The organism is Aneurinibacillus thermoaerophilus, from assembly GCF_019603355.1.
In the GTDB taxonomy this organism is placed as follows: Bacteria; Bacillota; Bacilli; order Aneurinibacillales; family Aneurinibacillaceae; genus Aneurinibacillus; species Aneurinibacillus thermoaerophilus.
In genome coordinates, this window is the sequence record NZ_CP080764.1 from 2,506,005 (window position 1) to 2,521,321 (window position 15,317).

Sequence of the window (15,317 nt, forward strand, 5' to 3'; positions counted from 1 at the left end):
AGCCCTTTGTTGAGCAAAACGGAAGCCAGATCCCAAACTTCACCTAGAGCCTAACGGCGGTTCACAAAATCCTCCCCGTGCGCTTTCTCCATCTAACTCTTTTCCTTCCATGACGGCCTGATTTAAACGTTGCAACATATAGCCAATCCCTTTGCAATCGCTAAGCGGAAAACGGTATGTATACCCATCACCGAACACCGCAGTGACCACTCTGCGGTGTTTTTTGCCACCGAGCACGACAATTTCCGAAACCGTATCCAATTCTTTTGCTTTCATCTGTGCCTGTAACTGTCTTGTACTAATAATGCCCGGACGTTTCGAATCAAACGCAAGATCATAATTTTCTGGAACAATGTCATCCGGCAACAAAAAACCATATTTAGCCGATAAAATCACCCACCGATCAAAAAAGCGTGCCGCATATCGTCGGCATGCCTTGCCGAATGGACTAATATATGCTTCATCGGCCCGGGTCGGGCCAGCGTCTGGATATTTATCCCATATTTTTCTTGCCCCGCAGGGAACAATACATAATCTTTTCATTCTCCTGTCCCTTTCTGGAATGATCTATCTTTGGTATGAATATCGAAATTGCAAAGGAAGTGTATTATAACCTACACATGTTTTTCTTTTTTGCTATACTCAAAGTAAAGTGAGAAAAATAATCATTCTTCCGTCAGAGTAAAGTTAAACAAGGAGAAGGTGGCAACTATATGAATATTAAAACACAAGCATTAGAACTGCTCAAAGCAGAAGCCAATAAAATCGAACGTTTGATCGAGGTCCAGCGCAATAATCTAACAATGCCAAAATGTCCGCTTTATGAAGAAGTGCTCGATACCCAGTTGTTTGGCCTGTCGCGCGTCATCGATTTTCTGACACGGCTTGACCTGCTAAGCAAAGAAGAAGGAAGAGAAATTCTAGACGGATTGGAGAAGCGGATTTCAGAAAAAATAGGACAGAGCCAGTAATTAAACCGTTGCATGCTTTTTTCCGCTTTCCACACGGCTTCGGGCTTTACTGGAACGAAAAAAAAACAAAAGCCCAGGAAGAAGGAGAAATTTTCATCTATCACAGATGCGATGAAGCACGGATAGATAATACGCCCTTCTTCCTGTGCGCCTTTTTCTATGAAGAGCCCTAACTTGAATACTGCTTCTTTCACACCAAACGAGTACGAGCCTTTATTTATTATCGCGAAACAGACGAAAGCGAAAGAATATACGCTTCTTCACGTAAACCTGTCATGCTGCATAACATACCGGTAAAGAACAGTGCGAACCGTTTGGTCAGAAGCGAAGCTATGATTCTGTCTGAAGAGAACGAAATATCTCTCCAGCATGTTGCAATATAAACGAAAGACACCTCGTTTCACAAAGATAAGAAGCCACTATTTCATATATATCCGAAACTACCTGCACTTTCATGCTTGTCCTTCAAAAAGATAATGATAATCAATTTCAATTATAAAACATACTTTTTCCCTTCTCAACCTAACCTGCGCATTCGGATTCGATAAAAGCTGAAAGACGACATCAACCATATTATACCATACCCAGCTTAAGTAAACATCGAAGACCTATTTTCCCCCTGTAAAAACAAGGTTTTATATTTTCACCCGGTGGTAAAAGAAACAAGGACACCTTTGTTGGCATCCTTGTTTCTTCGTGTAACGCTAGCGCTGTATGTTGCGGTTGACCGCCTCAAGAACTTCTTCCGCCGTCATTCCCTGCGCGTTGATAACGGAGGCTTTCGTTAGCATGTCTGCCATACCCATTAGATTTATATCCTGTCCGGAAACAACGCAACAATCACAGCCCGCGATGTTTGCCTCGTTCATGGCCACCACCTGATGTCCCTGGCTCTCTAGATATTGCTTCACATCTGTTAACGTATTTTCCACTGCAATTTTTGCCATGCGATTCACTCCTTTCATTGCTCCCTCCTTTATTTTGAATTGATCATTAGCAAAATATTCCCTTTTCCAGAAAAATCATCATCTCTTTCAAAAGAGAATACCAACTAGACTTGCCGCGCCAAAGCCGCAGTCCCTCAAGAAGAGTAGAACGTCCTGTAAAAATGCAGAAGACAGCAGTAAAAGAAAGCAATAACTATAAACGAACAGGAGCCGGGAAAACAGTTTTCGTTGGAAGCGCCTCCTGCTTCAACAGCAGACCATACGTTTCCGGACGACGATCACGTAAAAATTGAAGTAGATTACGCGCAAAGTCAATTTCCTTCTTGTCAATTTCCTGAATCAAAATTCCCTCTTCATCATCCAGCGACTGCATAATCTCACCCAGCGGGTTGCTGACAAAGCTTCCACCATAAAACGTCATATTCTTTTCGCGACCCACACGATTTACCGCCGCTACAAACAAACCGTTCGAAATGCCATGCGCAGAAATTGCCTTCTCCCAGGCCCGGCGAGTGCAAAGCTCCGGATGATCCGGCTCGGAACCGATCGCGGAAGGATAGAACAAAATCTCCGCACCTTGTAGCGCCAGAATTCTGGCCACTTCCGGGAACCATTCATCCCAGCAAATCCCAATACCGATTGTTCCATAACGTGTCTTATACACCGGATAACCTGTGTTTCCAGGAATGAAATAATATTTCTCATGGTACTGCGGCCCATCCGGAATATGATTTTTTCGTGTGGTACCAAGGTAAGAGCCATCCGCATCGAATACGACCGCACTGTTAAAGTATACACCGCGCCCTGCCTTCTCATAGAATGGCACAATAAGAACAACCCCTAAGCGCCCTGCCAATTCGCCCATCTTCCGCAATGTTGGGCTATCTACAGGCTCCGCAAGGTCATACCCTTTCACAGAAACCGTTTGGCCGCAATATTGCACATTGAACAATTCCTGTAAGCAAATAATTTGCGCACCTTTCATAGCTGCTTCTTCTATTTTTTCAATCGTATAGGCTACGTTTTGCTCAATATCTTCTCCGCATTTTACTTGAATCAATCCAAGGGTCACTTTTTCACTCATCTTTGTTGCCTCCTGAAATATATTGTCTATGACAAAAATGTTATACAAAAGATTATTTCAAATATTATTCCAATATTGAGAAAATATCTTCTTGCATGCAAAGATCGCTTCCCACAGTTCCTGTGTAACCGGTCGCTCTGGAACGGAATGCGGGTCACGGAAGTCTGCTTCGCAATCCATTAGCCCTTCGATTACACCTAATGTAGCAATGGGTAAGTACGGTAGGCTATATCCGCCCTCCTGAAGGATTACCAAGCGCCCATCGCATATTCTTTCAGCTAACTCCCGCACCACTTTCGCCATATAACGGAATCCCTCACGCGTGACCACCATACGGGAAAGCGGATCCATACAGTTTGGATCTTGTCCAGCGGAAATGAGCAGCAACTGCGGCTCGTATTTCTCAAGAATCGGAAGCACAAGTTGCTCAAATGCGTATTGATATCCCGCATTCCCTGTCCCGGAAGGAAGGGGAATGTTAACGTTATAACCCTCTCCCTCTCCCTCGCCAACTTCTTCAATTTTTCCTGTATTCGCCGGAAAATAGCTATCTTCATGTACAGAGATAAATAGCACGTTTTTATCATGGTAGAAAATATCCTGCGTTCCGTTTCCATGGTGTACATCCCAATCCACAATCGCCACCCGTTCCAGGCCGTATACGTCCAGCGCATACCGGGCTGCAATCGCGACATTGTTGTACAGACAAAATCCCATTGCTTGATCGCTTGTGGCATGGTGTCCCGGTGGACGAATGAGTGCATACGCCTGTTTCACTTCATTATCCATCGCAATATCAACCGCTTTCATCGCACCCCCAGCAGATAGACGGGCAATCTCTTCTGAAACAGGGCAACCATACGCTTCCGGGCCGAACACACGGAGACCTTTACGAGCTGTTTCCTTCATATTGTCGATATGACGCTGTGTATGCACACGCAGCAAATCCCTATCGGTAGCCGGTTCCGGCACAAACGTTTTCATTTTTGCCAGCAGCCCACTTTTCTCCAACATCTCCTTGATGTAGCGAACGCGAAAATGGTTTTCAAATTCCAGACCAACATTCAGCGTTTCGTTTCCTCCTACAACATACACTTGCTCACCTGTATCATGCTTTACATAATCTTCGTGGAAAACAAAACCGATTGATTTCATCCCTGTTCTCTCCTCTAGCGTAGTAACTCAGGAAACAATGGACTGATCTTCTGTTGAATCAACAGAAGATTCAACCTCTTCAAAATGGAGTTGCGGCGGCTTTTTGGTAAAAAACTTCGTTAAATACAGCAGATACACAATTCCTGCTATAATCCAGGCGCTTCCCAGCATAATCGAATGTTTGTCCAGGTTCGTCCAAAGCCAAATAGTAAACCCGGAACCAATCAGCGGCAGTAATACATACAGAAAAGCCCCTTTTATACCGCGCTGTTTATTGCGAATATAATAGTGAAAAATAACGGACAGATTGACAAATGTGAACGCTACTAGCGCACCGAAATTAATAAAAGAAGCGGCTGTCGCTAAATCAACAACAAGCGCTGATAATGAAAATAAGCTAATTAGAAAAATATTGCGGGATGGCGTTTTATATTTCGGGTGTACATAGCCAAATAGTTTCTCTGGCAGTACGCCTTCCCGCCCCATAGCAAATAGCAGTCGCGCTGCACTTGCGTGCGATGACATGCCAGATGCAATCGTCGAAGTAATCATTCCTGCCAGAAACAAAGAAGCAAATAACGCTCCCCCAATGTATTGAGCAATTTCAAAAGCAGCAGAATCTACAACTTTAAACGAAGTAAAATCCGGATACACCACTTGTGTAATGTAAGATACAAAAGTAAAAAGTGCTCCTCCAATGAATGTCACTAGGAAAATAGCTCTTGGTACTGTTTTCTTAGGTTCAATCGTCTCTTCTGAAAGCGTTGTCACCGCATCAAATCCGAGAAACGACAAGCATAGAATCGAAGCTCCGGCCAGCACAAAAGAAAACGAAACATCCTGATTATAAAAAGGTAACACAGAAAACAGCGTGCCCAGCCCCATTCCATTTGTAATTCCTTTTACGGCTAAGGCCACAAAAATTACGGTCACAAGAAATTGAAATAAAACAAGCACTCCGTTGACTTTTGCCGTCATTCGAATCCCCAAAATGTTGATCCCCGTAATCATGGCGATAAACAAAATAATCCAGATCCACGATGGAACTGAAGGAAAGGCAGCCGATAAGAAAATGCCAGATAGCAGAAAATTAATCATCGGCAAGAAAAGATAATCCATTAATACAGACCAGCCAACCAGAAATCCAAGATGAGGGCTGATCGTTTTCTGTGTATACGTATAAGCTGAACCTGCAACAGGATATGCTTTTACCATCTTTCCGTAGCTATATGCAGTAAATAGCATAGCAAGAAGGGCTACTATATAAGCAGCTGGAACCATGCCATGTGTCGTCTGCGCCGCAACTCCATACGTGGAAAACACGGTCATCGGAGCCATGTAAGCGAGACCGAGAATAACAAGCGGAAACAACGTTAATGTTCTACGAAAATGAGGTGCCTGCTTGTTAGACATACACATCCCCCCATCTTTTATTCCTTTTCATATAAACCCTCCTCTCAATTTTTACATAATTTCTTAAATACAAATTTTATGCCAATATAAAATTTATTGAAAATAATAAAAACAGGCTGTACAATGAAGAAAATCAATGAAAAAAATCATTATATATTCAAAATTAAAGAGGGAATCTCGTTAAAAAATAGTTAAAAATCACAGGATAATGAAAAAAATCATCAGATGAATTTTTTCATTATTGTGTATAGTAGGAGGATTTTCAAAAATGATAGAAAATATGAAAGTTAATTATCATTGGAGACTACATACTATAACAAAATCAAATGAACCTCTTTTCAGCTTAAATCAGCTGGAACTTTTGCGTACATTTTTTAATGAAGAAACGCTCCATCTTCTGAAAAACATCATTCAGCAACAAGTAAACACACTGCATGAAAATGAAATTGTACAATTGAAAATATCCTCCTTTGAATTTCTGATTATAAAAGAAAAAGATAAAATATTACTGGCAATATCAAAGGACAAAGAAACAGTGCAGTATGCCAGCACAGAAAACGAAATTTCAACGATAGAAACTTCTTTTATTGCCCATTCAGCAAAAATGAAACAAATAATGGAAATTATCAAAAAAGTCTCCTACGTTGATTCCACCATCCTGCTGCTTGGTAAATCCGGGGTAGGAAAAAGTATGATCGCTAAACTCATCCACAAGTACAGCAGCCGTTCAGACAAAAACTTTGTTTCTGTGAACTGTGGTGCTATCCCTGAACCACTAATGGAAGCAGAATTGTTCGGGTATACGCATGGTAGCTTTACGGGGGGACAGCGGGGAGGAAAAAAAGGAATCTTTGAATCAGCAAATGAAGGTACTGTTTTCCTTGACGAAATTGGTGAACTTCCTTTGAATCTTCAAGTGAAGTTGCTTGAAGTTCTACAAGAAAACTGTATTCGCCCTATTGGCTCAGCTAAATTAGTCCCCATCAATGTCCGTGTTATCGCTGCTACGAATCAAAATTTATTGGAACTTGTCCAACAAAAAAAATTCCGGGAAGACCTGTATTATCGGCTTAATGTCGTTCCAATTGAAATTCCTTCATTGAAAGAAAGAAAGGAAGACATTGTATATTTAGCGCGTCATTTTCTGAACAAACTGGTGAAAAAATACGGCATTTTTAAAACGTTTCATCCAGATGTTGAAGACGTTTTTACACAATATGAATGGCCAGGGAATGTAAGGGAATTAGAAAACATAATCGAAAGAATCTTTATTACAACCGAGGACAATGAAATCCAGCTTACACATTTACCTCCATTCTTTCATTCTTTAAGTACAAAATATACTGAGCCATATCAGAAAAGCGAAATTATACCTTTAAAGGAAGCAAAAAAAAGGCTGGAAAAAGATTTAATTACAAGAGCGTACGAACTTTACAAAAGCACATACAAAGCGGCACAAGCATTAGGGGTCGATCAATCAACGATCGCCAAAAAGCTAAAAGAATTTCGTAATGAAGGAAGGTAAAACAATATCATGCTAACGATTGCACTGGCACAGTTAAAAGGAATTCCATTCGATAAAAAATCCAACCTTACCCGTACCATTTCAACAATACAAATGTGCAAAGAAAAAGGCGTGGATTATGTTCTATTTCCAGAATTGTTTCTGTCAGGGTACTTCATCCAAGATCAGATTCAAAAGTTAGCGGAAACAGCAGAGGGAGAAAGCATTCAAATCATTCAAGAAAAAGCAAAAGAAGCCGGTATCGGTGTGATTATTGGTTTCCCCGAATTTTATAAAAATCAATATTACAATTCTGCCGCCTTTATCGGGAAAGATGGGAGCTTGAAAGGGGTATATCGAAAAGTTCATCTCTTCGATAAGGAAAAAGAATTTTTCACCCCTGGTGAAGAGTTCCCTGTTTTCCGCACAGAAGCCGGAAACATCGCCATCATGATGACTTTTGATGTGGAGTTTCCTGAGATGGCAAGAATTTATGCAATGAATGGAGTAGAGATGATTATGGTGCTAAACGCGCACAGCGTTCCTTATGAGCCGCACCAAGAAGTCTTTTTACGGGCCCGGGCATTAGAAAACCAAATATTTATCGCGGCAGCCAACAAAGTAGGTCTTGAAGGAATGACGCTGTATTTCGGGGAAAGCGCCGTAATCTCTCCTGAAGGCAACTTCTTGACTAGAGGCGGAAACAACGAAGAACTTCTCATCACATCCGTTAATCTGAACGATGTGTATAAAGTAAGAGATGAGCAGCCTATGAAGTATCTTGATAATCGAAAAAATGCATTATATCGAGCTCATGGTCTATTATGAAAAGCACGTTGCTTTTATCCAGAAATTCTTTATACTACACAGGGGGATATTTTTATATCTTTAAAAACTCACTGGGTAAAAAACGAGGAGAATTTCATAGAAAGAAAGGAAGAGATTTTTTTGCATAAAGTTCGTCGTAATGTTACAGGTGCTCTGTTGCTTGCCGGAGCGATAACCCTATTCGCCGGGTGCAGTGAACAAACAGCGGCTACGTCTTCTGAAACACCAAAAACGCCACCCACCTCTTCAGCGTCCAAGTCCAGCGGCTATTCTTCAGAACCTGCCGCTTCAAAAAATCCAGCAAAAAATGAAACTGTAAATGCAAACAACAAGGCTGTGCAAGTCGTCGCCAATCCAGACAATATCGCCGTGTTGGTCAACAAACAATGGATGCTTCCAGACGGCTATAAACCTTCCGATTTGGTAGAACCAAATGTTCCGTTTATTTTTAAAGAAAAACTAGAAAAGCGGCTCATGCGTAAAGAGGCGGCGCAAGCTTTAGAAAAGCTATTCGCCGGTGCGAAGAAAGACGGAATCCACCTGAGCGGCGTCTCCGGCTACCGTTCCTATAAGACGCAAACAGCACTGTTCAACCGCTATATCAAAACCCACGGAGAAGAAGCAGCGCGAAAATTCAGCGCGGCGCCGGGTCACAGTGAACATGAAACAGGGCTTGCCATTGACGTCTCTGGCAGCACCGGCAAATGTGCGGCCGAAGATTGCTTCGCTAATACTCCCGAAGCAAAATGGTTGGCCAAACATGCCCCAGAATACGGCTTTATCATTCGTTATCCAAAAGGTAAAGAAGCAATCACCGGATATAAATACGAACCCTGGCACATCCGTTATGTAGGGATAAACATTGCCAAGGAAATCGCAAGCAAAAATATAACGTTAGAAGAATACGTACAACATATGATACTCGTATCAAAATGATGGAATACAAGGCTGTTGATGAATCATGGTGTCAACACAAAAATCTTGAATAATCAACAGCCTGACTTATCCATCAAAACAATCCCGTCTTTCCCCTTCTTGTCACAAGCGCAGTCATTATCCTGCTTCCACCCTAAACGCTTCATAAAAACGCTTACTTACTGATTTTTTTGAAAAATCCGCAGAATCAATCGCCCTTCTTCGTCCGTATAAACATCAAATGTACTTCCGATAACCCCATATAATTCCGGCGGAATAATAATATAGCCATCTTTTGTTGTCTCCCCGATAAACATCTTTTCACTCATCATATCGCACCTCCCGATACTTTGATAATTAGTCATGAAGTAACGATTTACCTGCAATTTCACGAAAAATCTTACAAAAAAATTTAAAAAATAACAAGGAAAAGCGAAAATTTGCCAAACACTTATATAACAAACTGAATCAGAAATGTTGTGAACTACCCCCCACTTAAAACCTTACGGTTTTTGAAGTGGGGGCTTCTCGACTTATCGTTGCTTTTAGTAGCCAACGAAAACTGACCGAGCTATCCCTCTCGTTCCAAGAGTTCTTTTTGCTATGCTAACGCTAATAAGCGCAATCCTTCATGTTTGATGTTGATAGAAGCGTTCCAGTCTCTGTCTGCCACAAAACCACATTCACAGCGAAAGGTGCGCTCAGAAAGAGATAGAGACTCCTTTACTTGACCACAACATGAACAAGTTTTTGATGATGGAAACCCCTTATCTATTTTGATAAACTTTTTCCCTTGCTCCTCTAACTTGTATTGGAGAAGTGTCGTGAACATGCCCCATGCATTATCAGCAACGCTTTTACCGAAATTGAGGGCTTGTGACATTCCTTTCATGTTGAGGTCTTCGATAACCACACAATCATACCGTTTCGCTAATTTATGTGATTCCTTATGAAGAAAGTCCTTACGTTGGTTTGCAATCCTTTCATGTAGCTTCGCTACTTTCAGACGTTGTTTGTGCCAACGATTAGAGCCTTTCTTTCTGCGTGATAGAATACGCTGTTCCTTCGCTAATTTTTCCAAGGCTTGGCGATAGAAACGAGGGTAATTGGCTGTCTTACCTTCTTCGCTATCAACAAATAAGCCATTCATAGAAAAATCTAAGCCAACAACAGCATGATATGATGTGACGGAATTTCCCGATGTTGCTTCATCTTCACAAGTTTTAGTTTCGGTAATTTGATATAGCCATCCAACAGCATGATGTTTCCGTTGACTACATTCGTTGTATAGGACTGTCTCGCCTTACGGCTTTTGAACTTAGGAAATTCAGCACGACCAAAGAAAAAGTTTTGGTATGCCTTTTGCAAATTGAGTTGAGCATTTGCTAACGCAAGGCTATCGACTTCTTTGAGCCATGCAAACTCCTCTTTGTACTTAGCAGGAGTGGGGAATTTTTTCTTTTTTAGCGTTTCTTTGTCATCCTTGAATTGTTCATATGTTTCCTTCCATTCAGCCAACATTTTGTTGTAGACGAAGCGAACGCAACCGAAGGTTTTTGCAAGAAGTTGCTCTTGTTCTTGCGTTGGGTACAGACGAAATTTATATGCTTTGTTTGCCATATCGAATCACCTCACTTCATCCCTTGATTTTCTATATACTGCTTTATCACTTCAATGGGCGCACCACCCGTTGTAAGCAAGCAAAAGCTTCTTGACCAAAAATACTCTTTCCAAAGTTTCTTTTTACTTGTGGAAAATGCTTTTTGATAAGTCGAGAACTTGCGCTTTTATAAGCGTTGATGAACTTTGACATTTCAGTATTTGGATGTGCTTTGAACAAAATATGCACATGGTCAATATCATGATTCCATTCAACTAAGGAAATATTATAATTTTCACCCAATCGAACAACCATATCTTTCGCATAGTCAGATATGGTATCGTCAATCACTTTTCTACGATATTTCACGACCAGAACAAGATGATAATATAATGAGAACATCGAATGATTATTATTAATTTCATTGATACAACAGCCTTTTATTTATCTAAGACTGATTATATCACAACAAAATAAGGAACCAACTTTAGGCTACGCCTAACCGAAATTCATCTCCCACTTTCACTGGTGACGAAAGCACCTTCACGTTTAGAAATGGGAGACTTCTTTCGGAGGAAAGTTAAAAATGTATAAAAATAAAAGCTATCTGCTCATACTATGAAAGGTGCTTTCACGCACAAATTTAATTATGAAAGGAGTATTCTTTATGCCTAACCAGCAACAAAATAATCAACAAGCTCAAAATGCGGCTACGAATCAGGCGGCGCAAAACGCGGTTACACAGGCCCAAAATGCAGTTACGCAAGCTCAGAGTGCATTAGCACAGGCTCAGGCCGCTGCAAACCCGCAGGCCGTTCAACAAGCACAACAGCAGCTTGAGCAGGCGCAACAACAGCTAGCCCAAGCACAGGCTACAGCTTCAGCTAGCGCAACAAACCAAACACAAGGATAAAATCCTTGTAACCTTCCCCTGCCTGGGGCCGTTTCTCAATGGCTCCAAGCAGGGTACAGGATTATTCATAGCACCTGCTCTTTGAAGATATCATAAAACAGCAGAGCCCGGACAATTTGATAAAATATGAAAATATTCTGGAGCAGGCCAAGCAATTAAATTTTGTGATGTTAAAGACAGGTGTCAGTGGTGGAATCATTACTAATAGAAAAATGATACACGATATTATTAGTGGCGCTTGGTAAGCAAAAAAGAAGGGAAGTGCACAAAGTGGCATGTGGCATGCCACTTTGTGCAAAATATTTAGAAATATATATATATTGTACTCTTCTAAGTAAATGAACGATCAGGACGAACGACAAACCATAGTCCAATAGCAAAGAGAATAGGAACAATACTGATTAATAATGTACCTTCCCACCCAATCGTTTCTGCAAGCCAGCCACAGAGAATAGGTGACAAAAATGCCCCGATGTTTCCCCATAGATTCATCCAACCGGATACAGAACCCGAATACTCATTTCCTAAATCAACTGCAGCTGCCCACGAAGTTACGACAGGGAATCCAAGAGAACCAAGTGCAAGCGTTAGCCATAGTACATTCATCCAGGGAATAGTGACATAAGCAGCTAAATACATAGTAACTGCAAAAATCACCAATCCACCAATGGCTAGAGAGCCGCGAGCAACCATCTTTGATTTCCCTTTTTTCACTAACCAATCCGAGATTGTACCACCTGTCATTACCGTTATAAAAATACATAGCCAAGGTAAACTAGCCGCAAATCCCATGTTTTGAAGGGAGAAACTCCTTGCTTCCATTAAGTACGTAGGCAACCAAACAAGGAAGAAAGTGACGATATAGAGGACGACACAATACTGTAAGCCAAGGGCCCAGAAACGACCATTTTTTAAAAATTGCCCCCACGGTGCAATTTCTTTTTTCTCCTCTTTTACTGTTCTATTCTTGACAATTAATTCAAGCTCTTCTTTACTAACCATCGGGTGCTCTTCCGGTTTATCACGGCCAATCAAGTACCAGATAAAAGCTACGAATATACCGATAAGTCCGAAAATATAAAATACTGCTTGCCATCCCCATGCTTGAAAAATAGCCACCGTGAGTATAGGAGCTATAACCGGACCAAAATACGAGCCTGCTAATAAGGCACTTGCTGCCCGCCCTTTTTCTTCTTTCTGAAACCAATACGTATTAAAAACAGCATTACCTGGATACATTGGTCCCTCTCCTACACCAAAGAGAAAGCGGACTAAAGCCAATAGACCATGAGATTTCACTATAGCTGTAAGGCCAGTGAAAACAGACCACCAAACCAATGCGAGGAATACAATCCGCCGTGCACCGAAACGTTCTGCCAATATCCCTGCCGGAACTTGAGCCAGGGCATAACCCAGGGAAAATATGGAGGCTAAAAAGCCAAATTGCACCTTATCCATATTTAAATCTTCCATCATTGGCTTTGCAATTATCGAAATATTGGAACGATCCATATACGCTATAAGACCAATCACAAAGAAAAGAAATGCTAGCCACCAGCGTATACGGGAAGCTGGTTTTACTTGTACTTGTTTCACTTCATTTACTTCAGGCACTAATCGATTCATAAAATCTTCCCCTTTATCCCTGTTATATATTTAATGTTAAGAAGGCTACAAGAACATTCTTTTAATATAAATCCAATCGTTGATCTGTCAAAACAGGAATATGTTTTCGTGTATCATCAACTTTGCTTAAGTCGATTTCTGCATAATAGATCTGCTCTGAAGAATCTCCTTGTAAAAGGATTTCACCTAACGGATCAATCACCATAGAGCTTCCGGGGAACGATGTGTTTCGACTTTCACCACATCGATTGACAGCCACAACAAAAGATTGATTCTCAATGGCTCGAGCGACCAGCAGCTTTCTCCAATGATCCACTCGTGACGTTGGCCATTGTGCTGCATTAATCAATATTTTCGCTCCTTGATTAACAAGCTTTCGGGAAAGTTGCGGAAACCGTAAATCATAACAAATCATAGTTCCGATGGTTTCGCCCTGATGTTCAAACAATCCAAAGGTATTTCCTGCCGTAAGGAACTTGTCTTCATCCATTAAACGAAATAAATGGATTTTATCGTAACGGAGAACTTGTTCTCCGTGTTCATTAAACACAAACATTGTGTTGGTGACGTTTCCACTCTGTGAATCACGGTACAATACACTTCCTCCTACAATTGCAACGTTGTTTTCTTTAGCAAAGGAGGAGAAAAGTTCTTTTGTCCTCTGACCATCAATATCTGCGATTTGCTCGGCGATTTCTAAAGCGTACCCCGTATTCCACATTTCAGGCAAAACAATAATGTCAGGCGCTTGTTCCATGGCTTGCTTCATTAATCGATGTGCTTTTTCAAAGTTTACATCCGGCTCACCAATCGTTACATCCATTTGAATAAGAGCTATTTTCATAATGCTGACACCTCTTCCACAACAATAGAATATTCATCTCGAATTACTCGGTTTAAAACAGGGTCCTCAAGTTCGTATTCAAACTTACTCCCATACACAAAACCCTCTAAAGTAGGAACAGTACCTGAAAAAATAATCGTATTGGAAAGGTTTTCATATCCGAATTCACGCAACTTATCTAGTAATTCATGTACGGGAAGTAAAGCGGTGAGGTTATTTTCCTGGTACATTCTCCTTCCTGTATTGTCCGTAATCCACGATCTTAGAATCAATTCATCCCAGTGTTGTTCAACATCTTTCAATTTCCAAAAAAGAGTAGCTAAAGGCTTGGGACACGCTTCTTTTGACTTTTGGATATCTTCTTTTTCAATCAAACGATCGGTGTGATCGCTTCCAACAGTGACGAACCACTCGTTTCCATCATTAAAAAGAACATATTCAGCTTCCCCAGAAGTTTCTCCCCCATTTACCCTGATAGAGTCATTAAATGTTAGGCTGGAAAGCTTTTGTGGATAGATTGCGGGGATAGTAGAAGGTGGCGAGACACCAATTTGTTCTAATTCATGAATATGTTCCATCACTTTTTCAATATTTCTTCCCCCATATCCAACTACGATAACATTGCTTACTTGAAAATTTTCCTGCCTTTTGTCCCCATTCCCTAAATCGATGGTCACTGAAATTTCTTTCATGGTTTCTCCCCCTTTTTTATTTTTAAGCTAGAAAGCACAGCCATTCGTGTACACTCAATGTGATCAAGGACAGCTTTCTTCGCTTTTTCAACATCTTTGTTTTTTAAACATTCAATAATTAAGGCGTGTTCCTTTAGAGTCTGTTCTGTTCTATTAGGAGAATGTAAAGCGCTAACACCAAACCATCGTATTTGATCACTTATTGTTTGCATTAATTGTACAAGTCTTCGATTACCACTTAATTCAGCGAGGTAGATGTGGAAATCCTTATCTGTAGAAATAAATGATTTATTATCCTGTTTCTCCTCTACCTGTTTACTATAAAGCTGTTCAAGTTTTTGGATATGATTTGGTGAAATGATGGGAATGAGCAATTCTATAACCAGTACTTCTATTGCTCGGCGAATCTGTATAACCTCTTCTACATCTCGCTCAGTAATGGTACTGACAAATGTTCCTTTCCTAGGTATAGAAGTTACCCATCCTTCTAACTCCAATAGTGGGATAGCTTCACGAATTGGAGTGCGACTTATACCGAGATTTTCACTCAAACTACGCTCATACAAAACTTCTCCAGGGAGAATGATATGGTTAATAATCGCATTCTTAATTCCCTCATAGGCTTGCTGTTTTAGTGATAATGGCTGTTGTACTTTAAATAAACTCATAAAATACTCCTAAATTTTAATATAATGTGTGGTATGTGGCATGCCACAAAAATATTATTAATATTTATTATATTCGTGACAAATCTCATGTCAACATCATCTTACTCTTTCTTACATAAATCTATAGTTCGTAAAAATACGCTTTAGGGAGCACTTT

The 15,317-nt window shown here is 40.7% G+C and carries 15 protein-coding genes and 2 pseudogenes; 5 read left to right on the top strand and 12 right to left on the bottom strand.

Features of this window, described 5'->3' with window-relative positions:
- Positions 1-39: 39 nt before the first annotated feature.
- Positions 40-543, bottom strand: a complete 504-nt coding sequence (locus K3F53_RS13055) for a DUF6884 domain-containing protein (RefSeq protein ID WP_057898152.1) — start codon at positions 541-543, stop codon at positions 40-42.
- Positions 544-713: 170 nt separating this feature from the next.
- Between K3F53_RS13055 and K3F53_RS13060 the strand changes: the two genes are divergently transcribed.
- Positions 714-971, top strand: coding sequence for a DUF1507 family protein (locus K3F53_RS13060; protein ID WP_057898151.1), 258 nt, complete (start codon positions 714-716; stop codon positions 969-971).
- A gap of 704 nt (positions 972-1,675) precedes the next feature.
- On the opposite strand, the gene K3F53_RS13065 is transcribed toward K3F53_RS13060, so the two are convergent.
- From K3F53_RS13065 to K3F53_RS13080, 4 genes are all read right to left on the bottom strand, one after another.
- Entirely contained in the window at positions 1,676-1,918 is a 243-nt protein-coding gene (locus tag K3F53_RS13065; RefSeq protein ID WP_057900259.1) for a YkuS family protein, read from the bottom strand.
- A gap of 193 nt (positions 1,919-2,111) precedes the next feature.
- On the bottom strand, positions 2,112-3,002 hold the full coding sequence (locus K3F53_RS13070) for a carbon-nitrogen hydrolase (protein ID WP_057898150.1): 891 nt from the start codon (positions 3,000-3,002) through the stop codon (positions 2,112-2,114).
- Positions 3,003-3,059: 57 nt separating this feature from the next.
- Positions 3,060-4,157: a class II histone deacetylase gene (locus tag K3F53_RS13075; protein WP_057898149.1), complete on the bottom strand. Its 1,098-nt coding sequence runs from the start codon at positions 4,155-4,157 to the stop codon at positions 3,060-3,062.
- A gap of 27 nt (positions 4,158-4,184) precedes the next feature.
- Positions 4,185-5,570, bottom strand: coding sequence for an APC family permease (locus tag K3F53_RS13080; RefSeq protein WP_091260352.1), 1,386 nt, complete (start codon positions 5,568-5,570; stop codon positions 4,185-4,187).
- A 268-nt stretch (positions 5,571-5,838) separates the two neighbouring features.
- On the opposite strand from K3F53_RS13080, the gene K3F53_RS13085 reads away from it, so the two are divergent.
- From K3F53_RS13085 to K3F53_RS13095, 3 genes are all read left to right on the top strand, one after another.
- On the top strand, positions 5,839-7,095 hold the full coding sequence (locus K3F53_RS13085; RefSeq protein WP_057898147.1) for a sigma-54 interaction domain-containing protein: 1,257 nt from the start codon (positions 5,839-5,841) through the stop codon (positions 7,093-7,095).
- Positions 7,096-7,104: 9 nt separating this feature from the next.
- The gene (locus K3F53_RS13090) at positions 7,105-7,902 is read left to right on the top strand and encodes a nitrilase-related carbon-nitrogen hydrolase (RefSeq protein WP_057898146.1); all 798 of its coding nucleotides are present in this window, start codon (positions 7,105-7,107) and stop codon (positions 7,900-7,902) included.
- A gap of 120 nt (positions 7,903-8,022) precedes the next feature.
- Positions 8,023-8,838: a M15 family metallopeptidase gene (locus tag K3F53_RS13095; protein WP_057898145.1), complete on the top strand. Its 816-nt coding sequence runs from the start codon at positions 8,023-8,025 to the stop codon at positions 8,836-8,838.
- Positions 8,839-8,996: 158 nt separating this feature from the next.
- On the opposite strand, the gene K3F53_RS13100 is transcribed toward K3F53_RS13095, so the two are convergent.
- From K3F53_RS13100 to tnpA, 3 genes and pseudogenes are all read right to left on the bottom strand, one after another.
- Positions 8,997-9,149 carry a hypothetical protein gene (locus tag K3F53_RS13100; RefSeq protein ID WP_220559033.1) on the bottom strand — a complete coding sequence of 51 codons (153 nt, stop codon included), beginning with the start codon at positions 9,147-9,149 and terminating at the stop codon, positions 8,997-8,999.
- Between the two features lie 269 nt (positions 9,150-9,418).
- A pseudogene (locus tag K3F53_RS13105) lies at positions 9,419-10,437 on the bottom strand (RNA-guided endonuclease TnpB family protein).
- Positions 10,438-10,520: 83 nt separating this feature from the next.
- Positions 10,521-10,819 (bottom strand): annotated as a pseudogene (tnpA, locus tag K3F53_RS13110) (IS200/IS605 family transposase); the annotation flags it as partial.
- 265 nt (positions 10,820-11,084) lie between these two features.
- Between tnpA and K3F53_RS13115 the strand changes: the two are divergent.
- Positions 11,085-11,330 carry a hypothetical protein gene (locus K3F53_RS13115; protein ID WP_057898143.1) on the top strand — a complete coding sequence of 82 codons (246 nt, stop codon included), beginning with the start codon at positions 11,085-11,087 and terminating at the stop codon, positions 11,328-11,330.
- 330 nt (positions 11,331-11,660) lie between these two features.
- Here the strand turns inward: K3F53_RS13115 and K3F53_RS13120 are convergent, their stop codons facing one another.
- From K3F53_RS13120 to K3F53_RS13135, 4 genes are all read right to left on the bottom strand, one after another.
- A complete protein-coding gene (locus tag K3F53_RS13120) occupies positions 11,661-12,956 on the bottom strand; it encodes an MFS transporter (RefSeq protein ID WP_057898142.1) in 1,296 nt (431 codons plus the stop codon).
- A gap of 61 nt (positions 12,957-13,017) precedes the next feature.
- Positions 13,018-13,800, bottom strand: coding sequence for a carbon-nitrogen family hydrolase (locus K3F53_RS13125; RefSeq protein WP_057898141.1), 783 nt, complete (start codon positions 13,798-13,800; stop codon positions 13,018-13,020).
- Positions 13,797-14,492 (bottom strand): DUF2848 family protein, encoded by a 696-nt coding sequence (locus K3F53_RS13130; protein ID WP_057898140.1) that lies wholly within the window; start codon positions 14,490-14,492, stop codon positions 13,797-13,799. The genes K3F53_RS13125 and K3F53_RS13130 overlap by 4 nt, the downstream gene beginning before the upstream one ends.
- Entirely contained in the window at positions 14,489-15,160 is a 672-nt protein-coding gene (locus K3F53_RS13135; protein WP_057898139.1) for a GntR family transcriptional regulator, read from the bottom strand. Before K3F53_RS13135 ends, K3F53_RS13130 begins: the two co-directional genes overlap by 4 nt.
- Positions 15,161-15,317: the final 157 nt, after the last annotated feature.